The organism is Clostridium sp., from assembly GCF_051650885.1.
GTDB lineage: Bacteria > Bacillota > Clostridia > Clostridiales > Clostridiaceae > Clostridium.
The window spans coordinates 1-15,028 of the sequence record NZ_JBOFRG010000236.1; the positions used below are offsets into that span (position 1 = coordinate 1).

The 15,028-nt window shown below is 29.6% G+C and carries 15 protein-coding genes; all 15 read right to left on the minus strand.

Going from position 1 to position 15,028, the window contains the following annotated elements; translation table 11 throughout:
- The coding region (locus tag ACRC28_RS11080) for a hypothetical protein (protein ID WP_438543509.1) at positions 1-211 on the minus strand (211 nt) is incomplete at its 3' end.
- Positions 212-680: 469 nt separating this feature from the next.
- Positions 681-968 (minus strand): hypothetical protein, encoded by a 288-nt coding sequence (locus tag ACRC28_RS11085; RefSeq protein ID WP_438543510.1) that lies wholly within the window; start codon positions 966-968, stop codon positions 681-683.
- Between the two features lie 3 nt (positions 969-971).
- Positions 972-1,970 carry a DMT family transporter gene (locus ACRC28_RS11090; RefSeq protein ID WP_438543511.1) on the minus strand — a complete coding sequence of 333 codons (999 nt, stop codon included), beginning with the start codon at positions 1,968-1,970 and terminating at the stop codon, positions 972-974.
- Between the two features lie 521 nt (positions 1,971-2,491).
- A complete protein-coding gene (locus ACRC28_RS11095) occupies positions 2,492-3,517 on the minus strand; it encodes a DMT family transporter (RefSeq protein WP_438543512.1) in 1,026 nt (341 codons plus the stop codon).
- Between the two features lie 480 nt (positions 3,518-3,997).
- Positions 3,998-5,086: an SPFH domain-containing protein gene (locus tag ACRC28_RS11100; protein WP_438543513.1), complete on the minus strand. Its 1,089-nt coding sequence runs from the start codon at positions 5,084-5,086 to the stop codon at positions 3,998-4,000.
- Positions 5,087-5,092: 6 nt separating this feature from the next.
- On the minus strand, positions 5,093-6,175 hold the full coding sequence (locus tag ACRC28_RS11105; RefSeq protein ID WP_438543514.1) for a hypothetical protein: 1,083 nt from the start codon (positions 6,173-6,175) through the stop codon (positions 5,093-5,095).
- A gap of 167 nt (positions 6,176-6,342) precedes the next feature.
- Positions 6,343-7,767, minus strand: coding sequence for a DEAD/DEAH box helicase (locus tag ACRC28_RS11110; RefSeq protein ID WP_438543515.1), 1,425 nt, complete (start codon positions 7,765-7,767; stop codon positions 6,343-6,345).
- Positions 7,768-7,840: 73 nt separating this feature from the next.
- A complete protein-coding gene (locus ACRC28_RS11115) occupies positions 7,841-8,311 on the minus strand; it encodes a hypothetical protein (protein ID WP_438543516.1) in 471 nt (156 codons plus the stop codon).
- The gene (locus ACRC28_RS11120; RefSeq protein WP_438543517.1) at positions 8,308-8,772 is read right to left on the minus strand and encodes a DUF3990 domain-containing protein; all 465 of its coding nucleotides are present in this window, start codon (positions 8,770-8,772) and stop codon (positions 8,308-8,310) included. Before ACRC28_RS11120 ends, ACRC28_RS11115 begins: the two co-directional genes overlap by 4 nt.
- A 253-nt stretch (positions 8,773-9,025) precedes the next feature.
- Positions 9,026-10,141 (minus strand): polysaccharide deacetylase family protein, encoded by a 1,116-nt coding sequence (locus ACRC28_RS11125; protein ID WP_438543518.1) that lies wholly within the window; start codon positions 10,139-10,141, stop codon positions 9,026-9,028.
- A gap of 242 nt (positions 10,142-10,383) precedes the next feature.
- Positions 10,384-11,571: a [FeFe] hydrogenase H-cluster maturation GTPase HydF gene (gene hydF, locus ACRC28_RS11130; RefSeq protein ID WP_438543519.1), complete on the minus strand. Its 1,188-nt coding sequence runs from the start codon at positions 11,569-11,571 to the stop codon at positions 10,384-10,386.
- 99 nt (positions 11,572-11,670) lie between these two features.
- The gene (hydG, locus tag ACRC28_RS11135; RefSeq protein WP_438543520.1) at positions 11,671-13,053 is read right to left on the minus strand and encodes a [FeFe] hydrogenase H-cluster radical SAM maturase HydG; all 1,383 of its coding nucleotides are present in this window, start codon (positions 13,051-13,053) and stop codon (positions 11,671-11,673) included.
- Between the two features lies 1 nt (position 13,054).
- A complete protein-coding gene (gene hydE / locus ACRC28_RS11140; protein ID WP_438543521.1) occupies positions 13,055-14,128 on the minus strand; it encodes a [FeFe] hydrogenase H-cluster radical SAM maturase HydE in 1,074 nt (357 codons plus the stop codon).
- Between the two features lie 13 nt (positions 14,129-14,141).
- Positions 14,142-14,387, minus strand: a complete 246-nt coding sequence (locus ACRC28_RS11145; protein ID WP_438543522.1) for a TM1266 family iron-only hydrogenase system putative regulator — start codon at positions 14,385-14,387, stop codon at positions 14,142-14,144.
- Positions 14,388-14,828: 441 nt separating this feature from the next.
- Positions 14,829-14,972 (minus strand): hypothetical protein, encoded by a 144-nt coding sequence (locus tag ACRC28_RS11150; protein WP_438543523.1) that lies wholly within the window; start codon positions 14,970-14,972, stop codon positions 14,829-14,831.
- Positions 14,973-15,028: the final 56 nt, after the last annotated feature.

Here is a 15,028-nt window from a genome sequence, read left to right on the forward strand (position 1 = left end):
GGTGTGCGCATATTCTTCCTAAAGTTCCTGGTATAAAAAGATCATTACGTATAACCTTTATTGCTTCAGTTCCTTTTTCTTCTCCAATTAATTTTATATATTCTTTTACATCAGTATGCATTGGACAAGTAGCCACACACGCTGCCTCAGAATCTCCCATACAATTGTCTACTATATGTTTCATATTATCCATAATTTCTTTTTTTAACATAATCTAATTCCTCCTAAGTGTGCGTACATATATTTACCCCTAAAACTAAAAAATTTAGTTTTTAATAATTAAAATTTTAACTATCTAATGCAATCGTACTTAAAATAAAGTTAAGTTAAATTAAAATTTAATTATTCGTTAGTTTGTTTTTTCTTTTAAAATTATTTACACTTTATATTAAAGCAATTTCCATGCCAACATTGAAAATCTCAGAGATTGTTAATTTTATGACTATCTTTTTTCTCTTATTCACTAAAGAGTACACATTGCATTTCTCACCTGTTCCTAAAGATTACACTGTCATTTTTTTGTACACTTAAAGTTATTCTCCTAAAAAAATAGTGGCACTAGAGGCTCTACCCTAACAAATCCTTTTTATTTCTAAGACGCTAGTAAAATCACTAACTCTACCCTTTTCTAAACATTTAAAAGAGGCTATTGCTCACTTCTTTGCAATAGCCTCTTTTTATTATTTATCTTTCCATTCTTTTGGTAAGTAATTTTTTAGAAGATTCATTCCTTCTTCGTTTACCTTATAGTAAATAAGAAGCTCATCTCCCTCCATAACTAATCTATCTTCATCTAAAAGAGCGTTTTCTTTCATTGCTAATAAATCTTGTTTCATATCTTCTCTATTAAAGTATTTTTCTGTTCCATATTCATCTTTTAAGCCTTCATACACATCATTTACACAACCATCTTTCATTTTAGATAAGAAGTGTAACATACGAAATCTCATTGGTAGCATCTTACTCATATCTTAAATCTCCTCTTTTTTAAAGAATTCCATTGGGTTTATAGCAACTAAAATTGCTCCTACTGTTATTATTATTGCCCCTATTATTAAAGTTGGTGTAATAACAACTTTTCCTAAAAGGAAAGTAAATAAAATTCCCCATAATGCATATGTTCCATTTAAGGCCATACCTTTAGCAACACCACACATACTGTTTGATTTATACCATGATAAGAATGTTATAGCCCCTGTAAGACCTGCAATTAAAATCATTATAAGTGCTTCTGGATGCATAAATACTTTTCCAAGCATTATATATCCCCCTACTACTGGAACTACAAATATTAAGAAGAATAGTCCTGATGTTATCTCTCTAATATTTATAGCCATTTTAGGGTCTATAACTGCTGTTCCAAATGTTGATAATGTTCCTTCTGCTGCCCATCCAAAAGCTGCTACGAAGGCAAATATAATTCCTAAATAAAAATGTGGAAAATCTCCAACTGGTGGTACATATCCAATTACTGCTGCTCCAACAACACAAAGAACCATACCACATCCAATACGCTTACTAACTTTTTGTTTTAAAAATATTCTAGCTAAAATTGCTCCAAACACTGGGAATAAAGCTGAAATAGGTAATGCATACGCTGCTGATGCATCTTTTATAGCTATTAAATAGGCTGCATTTGCTATAGGTCCACCTAATATAGCTGCTAAACATACTACTTTTCCTGGCTTTGTATTAAAGCTTCTTAAAACCTCTTTAAGTCTTCCTTGTTTTAAGTTATAAAGTAATAACCAAATACCTGCAAAGCTATCATTCATTGCTGCTGCGACTAATGGTGCCATTAAAGCACTTGCCCCATATGTAAAAGGTGCTAACGCTAGCGCCACTCCAAGGACTGCACTATTTAAACCAAAGGCTACTCCTGATAAAATTCCTGCTGCTGTTCCTTTTCTTTCAAAACTTGTACTTAATTTTTTGTAGGCAATCAATGCTCTCTTATCCGTTGATTCCATAATTTATAATTCCTCCGTTTCAAAGCTTGTCTTTCTTTTAGACTCTAGCCTCTATGCTATTTCTATTTGTACGATTGCATTTCGCATTTGTAGCACGGACACAAATTTATCATAGCCTCTATCTAATTGTCAATTTATTAACTAACTTTTTCGAAATATTATTTTCATATTATTTTTCATTTATACATTATTATTCATTTAAAATACTTTAATGGTTTATTTTACCTTCTTCTTTGTTATGCTTCTTCATAGTTTTATTTTTAACAATCACTATATGCTAGTGTTTTCAACACTTTTATGCTTTTGTAATATTCCTCACACTTTATTATAATCTTATTCTAATTTTATATTTCTAAATTTATTTTTTTTTATTTTAAGTCTATTTTTTTTAAATAAATGTCTATTTATTTAACAATACAAACTTTTCATTAATTAGGGTTTTTCCTTATTTGCCCTTTATTTTTTAACCTTTCTCCATATTAATCTATAAAAAAAGAAGTGCCATTTAGCACTTCTTTTAACTACTTCTTCTTAAACATTTTAGGATCTATTGCAAATATAAAGACTCCTAAAACAATTATCAATCCACATATTACTATTGTTGGTGTTATAACTTGATTTGACTCAAATCCTGGTATTATTTTTGGAAGTATTGCTGTAAATACTATAACCCAAAGGGCTGCTGTACTATTTAAAGCTGTTCCCATTGCAGCTCCAATTAAATCAACTGCTTTATACCATGAAAGGTAAGTTATAGCTCCAAGTATTGCTATTCCTGCATATTGCCAAACTAATCCTCTTTGAATAATTTGCCCTGCCATACCGTATCCACCAACTGCTGGTAATACAATTACTGCATAAGCTACAGTTGCTATGAAATATCTTAAACATAAGAATTGTTGTGGTGTTGCTTCTATATGATCTTCATCTTTTATGTGCTTCATTGCAAATCCTACGATAACACCTTCAAGTGCCCATCCAAGTACTGCAATAATTGCACAACCTATTCCTAGTAAGAATGTGCTTGGCACATCTCCTGATGGATCAAATCCTAACATAAATGAACCTGCTAAACTTACTGCAATTCCTATAACTGCTCTTTTTGATAACTTTTCTTTTAATATAAAGTATGAAAGTATTGCTCCAACTCCTGGATAAATTACTGAAATACTTGATGCATATGGAGTAGTTGCATATTTAATTGCTAAAAGGTATGCACTCATTCCAATTGGTGAACCAACTAACGCTGCTATTGCAACTGCTTTACCTTTTTTAGTTTTAAATAATAAATAAAATACATGTTTTAATTGCTTACTAAACAATAATACAAGTGCTATCCATATAAAACAGAATCCTTCATGGAAAAACGCTGTTACAAGTGGTGAAAATTCAAAGCTTGTTGATGATACCCCTTGTGCTAAAGCAAAAGCTTTATCTGTAAAAATTCTATCTAGTCCAACTCTCCCCATTAGAACTCCATCAAGTCCCCAGGCAAGTCCTACTAATATTCCAAACATAAGACCTTTTTTAAATTTCTTATTATCCATAATATTATTCATTCCTTTCTTTATGAAACGTATTTCTACATAATGGCAAATTTTTTTACTTAATTGCTTGTAGGAAGTTTTCTTAATTTAACTTCACTTATATTAATAGCAATTCCCATGCCAACTTTCCAATCTATTGTGTTTGTTAAATTTTTATTTATCCTTCGACATATTTCTACACATCGGATTACACTTTTCTTTACATTTATGTAACATTTAAATACACTGTCATTATTTTGGACAGTTGTTTAAGTATATTTAATTTTTTATTTTTAAATTATCTATATAAATAGTCTAATTTAAAAGATTTTTTATTAACCTTGTTTATATTTAAGTTTATTTTTTATCATTTCTATCTTTTTTATAGATAAATTATTATTAAACTTAAAAAAATATATACAGTTTAGAAATATAAAATCTAAAAAGGAACATATTTATTCATATGCTCCTTCAATTCTTTCAATTTTTTTAATAATTTTTCTACATTAATTTATTTCCACAATTCAAACAAAATTTTGCTTCGCCCTCTGATTTTGTTCCACATTCTGAACAAAACTTAGCTTTCTCTATAACAGAGACTTTATTTCCACATTCAGGACAAAATTTTGAATCAGGCTTTATTTTATTATTGCAATTAGTGCAACTTATTAAATTAGCCTCATTATTATATGAAGGATTAACTCCATTATTAAAAGTTTCTCCACCTTTATTATTCATGTTATTATTCATACTGCTATTTATAGAGTTCATCATCTGCATACCCATATTAAGTCCCATACCAGCTTGTGCCATATTGCTCATAGTACTTGATGCACCATTTCCACTTGTCATTGAATCTATCATTCCTACATCTCTGTATCTATTCATATCTCCAACCATACTATAGCTTGCATTTTTCTCAATCATTTTTTGAACTTGCTCTGGATAATTAACATTTTCTATAGTTACATCTGTAATGAAAAGTCCAAGATCATTTAATATAGTATTTAAAGTTTTACGAAGTCCTTCACCAATTTCTAATGCATAGGCTCTAAGATTTATTAAATCTTTTCCTTCTTTTAAAATAGCACTTGTTAATGCTGCATTAAACTTTGATTCTAATCTTTCCTTTACATCATCTACTGTAAACTCATCTTTTATCCCTGCAACTCTATCTACAAGATTTCTGTATTCACTTACTCTTAAAGTATATGTTCCAAAACATCTTATAGGTAATCCTCCTGGCATTGATGGATGTGGAAGATTTATAGGGCTTTTAGTTCCCCATTTCACTAGAAAATCCTTTGTATTTATAAACATAACCTCTGCTCTAAGAGGTGTATTAAATCCAAACTTAAAGCTTTTTAAAGTTGTTAAAAAAGGAATTATGTCACTCCATAAAATATACTCTCCCTCTTCTTCAAAGAAACCCTCAACCACACCATTATACATAAATATAGCATCTTGTCCTGGTCTTATAATAACCTTACTATCTTTTTTAAGCTCCCTATTTTTACACATATGAAAGATAACATCATCACGTGTTTCCTTCCATTCTACTAAACTTTGAAATTGATTAAATATTCCCATCTTTAATTACATACCTCCATAAACATACAGTCCTACTAAAATTAATATTCCTACTGCTATAAGTGCTAGCTTTGCTCCACTGTAAGGAATCTGCCCACTCATTTTTCCTGTTTCACCATTTATAATATATTTATACTTTTTACCCTTATAATCATAATTAGCTGTCCATACTGGTACTAAAATATGTTTGAATTTACTGTCTTTATACTTAACTTTTATTCTTGTTACCTTAGCCTCATCATATCTTAATTTAATTTGTGATTTAGCCTGACTCTTCAATTTTTCTCTCATTTCTTTTTTAGCAATTTCAAAACAAGTTTTTAAATTTTTAGTATATCTTTCAGCTACATAACCCGATAGATACTTTTTATCATAAGGAACTAATTTATCCATACTAAAAGGTTCAACTCCATCTATAATATCCTCTCTAAAATTTTTAGATGCATTCACCTGTATATCATCAAAATTATGATCTATACTTCCATTTACGCTATACCATATTGTTATTTCTTTTCTTGTAGTTTTTCCATTTACAGTTACATTTTTATAAGCTCTTTTTCCACCTTCACCTTGGTAGACTCCATGTGCATTAGCATCAAAAGTCCAATAAGGTACATAGATAGCCATAAGCTTTTCACTACTATACATATTCTTTAAATCATTTGGTGCTAAATACCTTGTTTTTATCCATTTTTCTAAAAGTTCTTTAGCTTTAGCATCATTAATTTTAAAAGGTAAAATTCCTTCAGGCTTTATTAAAGCCTCCTCATGACCTTTTGTAATATGGCTAGAACCACAAAAGCTACAAAACTTAGCAGTCTCTTCATTATTAATAATAATTTCAGCTCCACACCCTGTACATTCTAAAACCTTAGTTTCACTTTGCCAAGTGTTAGACCTTTCAGAATCCATAAATTCATACAAATCGTATTCATTTACATTATTATCAACCTTCTCAAAAACTTCTTCAGTCCCACAATACTCACAGGTAAACTTTTGCTCACCTATATCAAACTTCATACCTCCACCACAGTTCGGACATAAATAAACACTTACATCCTCAGTAGAAACTCTATTCAAATCCTCCATAAAACACCCCCACCATAATTTTATTATACAATATTTGTATAATTTTACAATAATTTTAATAGTTAATAGTTAGAAAACCCAATTGGCTTTGCCAATTGGGTTTTTGTTTCCTTCTAAAATTTGCTTTGCAAATTTTCTCTTAACTTTTACTTCTTAACTCTTACTTCTTAACTTCTTCTTTGCTTCTCAACTCTAAGTTTCTTCCCTTTTATTGTCTTTGTAGCTAATTCTTTTATAACTATATTTCCTTTATTATTGAATATTTCTACTGTTGAGCCATTATCTTTTATATCTATAACTCCAATATCGTCTTTTTCTACTCCATTTATGCTACATATAGTTCCTACAATATCAAGTATTCTTATCTTTTTCTTTTTACCACCATTTAAATAAATTTTTGTTACACCTTTTATATCTTTCTTTTTATCTTTTCTTCTTTCTGGTGCTTTTCTTAAAATTTCTATAGCCTCTTCTTTGTTCTTTATTTCTTTTTCTTTATATTCTTCTATATTAAAGCCTATATATTCTTCTATTCTATCTAAATACTTCTTTTCAAATGGTGTCATTATTGTGATAGATTCTCCCGATTGTCCTCCTCTACCACATCTTCCTATTCTATGTACATAGCTTTCTTTTTCTACTGGAATATCTATATTTATAACGTGTGTTACTTCTTCAACGTCTAACCCTCTTGCTGCTATGTCTGTTGCTATAAGAATTTTAAATCTTCCTTCTCTAAACTCTTCCATTCTTTTATTTCTTTCTTTTTGAAGCATATCTCCATGAAGCTTATCTATAGAGTATCCTTTTTTCTTGAAATAATTAAAAGCAATTTCCACATTATCTTTTGTTCTACAGAAAACTATAGCACGTTTTGGAGTTTCACTTAATAATATTTCATCTACCTTTTGTAGCTTTTCACTTCCTTCAACTACTAAAAGTCCATGAGTTATATTTTCTGTTACTACACCTTTTTTATTACAGTTAATTGTAATTGGTCTATCCATGTGCTTTTTAGTTAAGCTTTCTATCTTTTCTGGAACTGTTGCTGAAAATAACATTGTAACTCTATTTTTATTTATTTTACTACATAAGTTTTCAACTTCATTTATAAATCCCATATTAAACATTTCATCTGCTTCATCAATAATTAAAGTTTTTATAGCCTTTCCATCTAAAGTCTTTTTATCTAAATGGTCTAAAGTTCTTCCTGGTGTTCCTACTACTATATTAAACTTTCCTTTTAAAGCTTTTTCTTGCTCCTTAAAAGATTCCTTTCCTATTATAGTAACAACCTTTAATCTTTTATATCTTCCTAGATTTTTTAAATCTGCACTTATTTGTACTGCAAGCTCACGTGTTGGTGCTAAAATTAAAGCCTTATCTTCACTTTCAAAATTTAATCTTTCACATAAAGGAATTCCGAAAGCCGCTGTTTTCCCACTTCCTGTTTCAGCCTTAACAATTAAATCTTTATTTAATAAAGCTTCCCCTATAACCTTTTCCTGAACCTCAGTCATTTTTGTATATCCTAAATCATCAATAGATTTTAATACTTCTACGCTTAAATTATAATCTTTAAATAAACTCATCTCTTTTGTCCTCCTAAGTTTTAAACTACATATAAGTATAGCCTATCTTTAAAACTAAAGATAGGCTATACTTTTAAAAACCACCATTATAATATGCTCTTGTTATAAATGGAGTAGGTTCATAATATGCACTACTATTATAATTATCTATTGTCTCACATAACTCATCATTATAAACTCTAATTAAGCCTTCTATATAATCTTCATCACTTCTTAGTGTATTTAAAATAAGCCTTTTATAAACCTTTCCTATTTGTGTTGCTGTTGGTAAATTATTCACTAATTCCTTATCTACATTCAGTATATCAAAATTCCCCTTCTCTAAGGAATATTCCTCTATCCAATCTGCCTCTACTTTAAGTGGGTTTTCACAATGAAGTACACTAGCTAAACTTATATTTCTCGCTAATTCATCATAACCTATTTTATTTACTACATATTTATTTTTTACTTTTAGTGCTCTTGCCACTCTTTCAATCATATAACAAATAAAATATAAATCATCCTCTTTTACGTATTCATCTTTAAAAATTACATTTCTCATAGATTGTAAAACCCTCCAAATTCTAATGTTTTAAGTGCTTTATCATTACAAAATACTACTTGATGAGTAGGATATTTAAACTTTACAAGAACCCAAAAAGCTTCTCTTGTTATTTTTCCTTCTATATATTCTTCTATATAGTCCCAAATTGTATCGTCTGCCATTGGTCCCTCAACTATATCATAGCCATGATTTTTCCCTATCCTACAATCTACAACAAAGTCTAACCATTCTTCAGTCATCTCTTTAAATTCCAATATTTTAAGTTCTGCATTTGCTTTATATTTATATTCATTCACTACATGGTTCTTTTTTTTAACTAAAGCCCATCGTCTTGCTTGATTTTCTATGTTAGTACAATAAAATCCGTATCCAAAATCTTTATAAAATCCACTTACAAGAACCTCTGGCTTTTCTACAATAACATTACTTCCATGAAATAATTTTAGTATTTCACCCATCTTTCCTCCACCTTTCCTCCTAGCTAAACTATCTCTTTATATTATATACAAGCTTTAAATTTTTAATCAAGTATTTCTCCATTTATCTTCACTTTTACTACTAGTATACACTAATTCCTAATATACTATAGAATATCTACTCTGGATTAGAGGGAAAAACTTTTATACTAGGAATTATACCTTAAAAAAACTTTAGTAATAAGTCAAACTAAAGACACCTTTACAATCCAAGTGTAAAGATGTCTTTTTTATTTTAGTTTGATATTACTTTAAAAGTATATCCTTTATTTTTGAAATGTTCTATTATTTGTGGTAATGCTTGTACAGTTGTTCCTTTTCCATTTGCATCATGCATTAAAACTACTGCATCTTCTGAATTTCCAGCTTCTTTTATAGTGTTTGATAATATTTTACTTGATGCAATATTTATTCCACTGGCATCTGATGAATCTACATTCCAATCTAGTGATAGAATTCCTTCTTTATTTAAAGCACTGTTTAACGCTCCTAGGTTTCCATCTTTATAGTATTGTCTTGACATATATCCGCCTGGCATTCTCATAACTCTTGTGTTAAAGTTGTTTCCAAGAACACTTTTTAATATGTTGTTTGTTTTGTTTAATTCATTCATAAAATTAGTTACACTAACTCTATTTCCTGGATATAAAGTCTTAAAGTTATGTGAGTATGTATGATTTGCTATAGCGTTTCCACTGTTATATACCTCTTTAAGGTATCCTTTCTTCACACTTGAATTTTCCACATTTGATCCTAGTACAAAAAATGTTCCATGGACACCATATTTTTTTAGAATTTCTAATACCTTTGGTGTATTACTGCTTGGACCATCGTCAAATGTTAAGAACACTTCTTTCTTTCCATTTTTCTTTCCATTAAGCATTGCATTCACTTCTTTTACTGGAACTGCATACCCTTTAGCACTACTAATTATATTAGAACCTGCTACTGGTTGTACATTTTCTACAGTTTCATTATTTTTCTTATTTTCTTTTTCCTCTTCTTTTTTCTTTTCAACTATCTTTTTTTCTTCTTCCTTTTTCTTTTCCGCAGCCTTTTTAGCTTCTTCTTTCTTTTTCTCTTCCTCTAATTCTTTACGTTCCTTCTTTATTCTTTCGTTTTCTTTTTCTTCTAATTTTATTTTCTCTTCTTCTGCTTTTCTTTTAGCTTCATCATTTACTTTATCTATATCTTTTTTAGTTTCTTCTTCATCTTTTTTCACTTCATTTACAATAGGTTTTCCCCCTAGTTCCTCTGCCTTTGCCTTATTGTTCATAAAATATGTTGTCCCAAGTGCACTTAATCCAATTATTACTACCGCCCCAATAGATATTTTACTCTTTAGTTTCATTTCCTTCATCTCCCTTTTGTTTTTTCTATATGTTAATTATATTCGTATTTTGTACAAAATTGGTTAATATTAAGATACAATATTAATACTTTTTCTGTATTATTGTAATATTTTTCATACTTTTTTGTAACTTTTTCCTCTTTCATATAAAAAAACTCTCCTTAGGATTTACTTCCTAAAGAGAGTTTTTCAAATATCCTTAATTTAGCTAGAATTAAAACTCTTCCTAAATTAAATCTTTTTTATATTAAATCTTCAGTTGATCTTTCTAGTATTCCACTTAAGAATGCTAAAACTACTCCATAGTTTGTCATTGGAGTTTTTGTTTCCTTGCATCTTTCTACTCTATTCATAACAGTTTTTCTGTTAATCATACAAGCACCACAGTGTATTACAAGTGCATATTTTTCTAAATCTTCTGCAAAGTCATATCCAACTTTAAAATCGAAGTTTAGTTTTCCACCAACATACTTTTCTAATCCTTTTGGAATTTTTACTCTTCCTATATCTTCATGTGATACATTGTGAGTACAACTTTCCGCAAAAAGCACATTATCTCCTGGCTTTAAATCTCTTAAAGCTTTAGAGCCTTCAATAAAACTTTCTAAGTCTCCCTTTTGTCTTGCAAAAAGAATTGAAAAGCTTGTTAGTTTTATATTTTCTGGAACTATACTGCTTACCTTTTTAAAAGCTTGTGAATCAGTTACTACTAAATCAATATCTTTTAAATCTTCTAAAGATTCTTTAAGTTCTGTATCACGAACTACATAGCTTTTTACTCCATGGTCTAAGCAATCACGTATAAGCTGAACTTGCGGCAAGATTAATCTTCCCTTTGGTGCTTCTGAATCTATTGGAACTACTAAAACTACTTTTCCACCATAAGGAACTATATCAGAAATTAAACTTCTATCTTCTTCTTCAGCTTCTAGTATTTTTACTAATTCTTCTTTTAAATCTTCTATTCCAGCTCCTGTAACTGTTGATGTAGGAATAACTTTCTTATACTTATTATTTAACCCATTTACTATAACACTATTTGCAACCTCTGCTTTATTAGCTGCAACTATAAATGGTATGTTAAACTTTTTAGCTTCTATAACCCATTTTTCAAAGGAATTATAATCAGGACTACTTGCATCTATAACAAATATAGCTACATCAGTTTTTCTTAAAACTTCCATTGTCTTTTCCATTCTAAGATTACCAAGCTCACTTTTATCCTCAAGCCCTGCTGTATCAATAAGTAAAACTGGCCCTACAGGTAAAAGCTCCATAGCCTTCTGAACTGGATCTGTTGTAGTACCTTCAATATTAGAAACAAGGGATATTTCTTGTCCTAATATTACGTTCATAAGAGATGACTTACCACTATTAGTATTACCAAAAATAGATATATGTTTTCTATTAGCATTAGGTGTAGTATTCATAAAAATCACTCCTTCATTTTAGTTAAGAGTTAAGAGTTAAGAGGTTAGAGTTAAGAGTTTTATATAACTCTTAACTTTTGCCTATTAATTCTTTACTTATTAAAGATATAAATCTCTTTTTCCTTGTTGCATTTTTTCTATATTATCTTCTGTTACTTTTCTTGTTTTTTCATTTTCTATTTTACTTGCAATATCTTTTGCAAAGTTTATTGCTTTTTCTTTGAATCTATCGTTTCCGTAGTCTATTGCATATTCTACTAGAGTTGTTATTGCATTTGGTTCACAAACCTTTTGGATTTCTCCTGATTTTGCAAGTTCCATGAATCTGTCTCCAACTCTTCCTTTTCTATAACATGCTGTACAGAAGCTTGGAATATATCCATCATCTATAAGTTCTTCTATAGCTGTCATACTATCAGTTTCAACGTTGAATAATTTGAATTGCTCTTCACTATCTTCATTGTTTGCACGTTTTTTGTATCCACCTATAACTGTTGTTGAACCTACTGAAATTTGTGATATTCCATAAGTCATTATTTCTTTTCTAAGTTCTGGTGTTTCTCTTTCTGTAATCATAAGACCAGTAAATGGAACTGCTATTCTGATTACAGCTACAACTCTCTTAAATGTTTCATCATCTAAAAGGTATGGTAATTCTTCTAAATCAACTCCTGTTGCTTCTCTTATTCTTGGAACTGATATTGTGTGGAACCCTACTCCATATTCTTTTTCTAAATGCGCATTGTGCATCATAAGTCCTAAAACTTCAAATCTTGGATCAGCTAAACCAAATAATACTCCAGCTCCAACATCTTCAATTCCAGCTTCCATAGCTCTATCAAATGCAGTTAAATGATATTCATAGTTGCTTTTTAATGAATTAGGGTGAGCTTTTTCATACATTGGCTTGTTATAAGTTTCTTGGAATAATACATATGTTCCAATTCCTATATCATGAAGCTTCTTATAGTTTTCCACAGAAGTTGCTGCAATATTTACGTTTGTTCTTCTTATTTCACCATTTCCATCTTGCGTTGCATACATTGTTTTTATACATTCTAAAACATATTCAATCGGTGCATTAACTGGGTCTTCTCCAAGTTCTAAAACAAGTCTCTTATGTCCCATTCCTTCAAGTAGTCTTACTTCTTCTGCTACTTCTTCTTGAGTTAATTTCTTTCTCTTGAATTTGTTTGAGCATTTATAACCACAGTAAACACATTTATTAACGCAGTAATCACTTACATAAAGTGGTGCAAATACAACTATTCTCTTACCATAAATCTCTTCTTTTATTTCTCCAGCAATTTTAAAAATTTCTTTTTCTACATCTTCTTCTTTTGTAGCTAAAAGAATTGCTATATCTCTATAATCTAAAGCTTCTCTTTTTCTAGCTTTTTCTATTACCTTTAATGATTCTTCTCTAGTTGGATTTTTAGTTTCCTCTAAAATATTATTGATATAATCATGATTTATAAACATATTAATTCTCCTCTTCTTTCTTTTTAGACTTAAGCCACTTTACATTGTCTCCACGGTTTACTTCTATTTCGTATCCAAACTTCTTCATTTTCTTTTCTATTTGGGCTTTATATTCTGCCGCTTCATCTCCTGTTGAGACTTTTCCATCATAAAGTGCATATTTACTTCTAACTTCTTGTGGTGAAAGATTTGGCATTATTACATTTCCACCTGCTTTTACTCCTTTTTCTCTACCATCTGGGTCTATTGTCCCTAAAGCAGTTGTTGCAGGAAGTAATACATCTGGAAGTAATAATCTAACTAAAGCAAGCATTGTAACTGTTTTTTCAACTGTTCCACCTGTTTCATGTCCAAGTGGTGTATCTTTTTGTGGAATAAACGGTCCTATTCCACACATATGAGGTTTAAACTCTTTTACAAAACGTAAATCACGTACTAAATCCTCATTTGTTTGATTTGGAAGGCCAACCATAAATCCAGCTCCTGCCTGAAAGCCTATTTCTTTTAAATTTTTAAGGCATTCCTGTCTTTCTTCAAAAGAAGCTCCAGGATGAAGAGATTCATATAATTCTTTTGTAGCAGTTTCATGTCTTAAAAGATATCTATCGGCTCCTGCCTCAAATAACTTTTTATAAGATTCATAACTTCTTTCTCCAAGAGATAAAGTTATTGCATTTTTAGGATATCGCCTTTTTATTTCTTTTATAATATCTACAAGTCTTTCATCTGTAAAATAGGCATCTTCTCCACCTTGCATTACAAAGGTTTTATATCCAATTTTATCTCCTGTATCTACACATTCTAAGATTTGTTCTTTAGTTAACCTATATCTATCTGCATTTTTATTGCTTTTTCTTATTCCACAATAAGCACAATCTTTCTTGCAAAAATTAGAAACTTCAATAAGTCCTCTTACATAAACTTTATTATCATAATTTTGTTTTCTTATAATATCTGCTTTTTCTACTAAATATTCTTTTTCTTCATCTGTTATATTATCTAAAATATATAATAATTCTTCATCTTTTGCATCATGTTCTTTAAATAGTTTATCAATTATGTTTTTTATATTCATAGACGCTCCTTTTCTATACCTCTTTTTTCCCTATAGCTGTTTTAACTGTAACACCTTTTATATTCCCAAGCTTTCCAGTTAAACTATTTATCATATCAATTTCACCTTTTAAAATTACTGATATAATTGAAATTCCTTCTTCAAGTGGAATTCCCATTCTTCCTTTTATTTGACCTCTAAAAAAGCTTAAAGTTTTGTTTACTACTTCTTGTGATTCTATAGGATTTTCTAATATTATACTTACTACTGCTACTTTCATATTCTAAGTCCTTCCAAAAAAATAAGCTAGATTCTCTTTAAAAAGAAATCTAGCCTTTAATTACTTACATAGTTTAATTTAGCTATCAGATAAAATGAGACTTAAGTTAGATGGTGTGTTAACTCCATCTAACTTTTTAGTCGAATTTATCTAGGAGCGTGTGCCCGTTCCCCCACTTATAGAAGATGGGGGTATTACGGGCACTAGCTATCAGATAAAATGAGACTTAAGTCAGTGGTGTGTTAACTCCATCTAACTTTTTAGTCGAATTTATACTAAAGTGTAAGTTCGACTGGCTAAATTAAAATTTAGAGTTTCACTTATCTAGCTTATATTATACAGTTACGCCTTAGACTCTTTCAAATTAGATTTCTCTTTTTTGTTAGATTTAAATTCCCAAAATTTTAAAGAATTCTCTCTAAAATATGGATACACTTATAATTATATACCTAATTTCATTAAAATACTATCAATAAGGGCACTCTTTTTTTCCTTTAAATATGTACCATAATAATCTTTATCTTCTTTATTTTCTATATTTATAAGTAAAAACTCATCAAACTCCGATACGAAAAATACATACATTTCTATCTAAATGTAGACATTTATACTGTGATACAACTTATGCTTTAGTTTTTCTC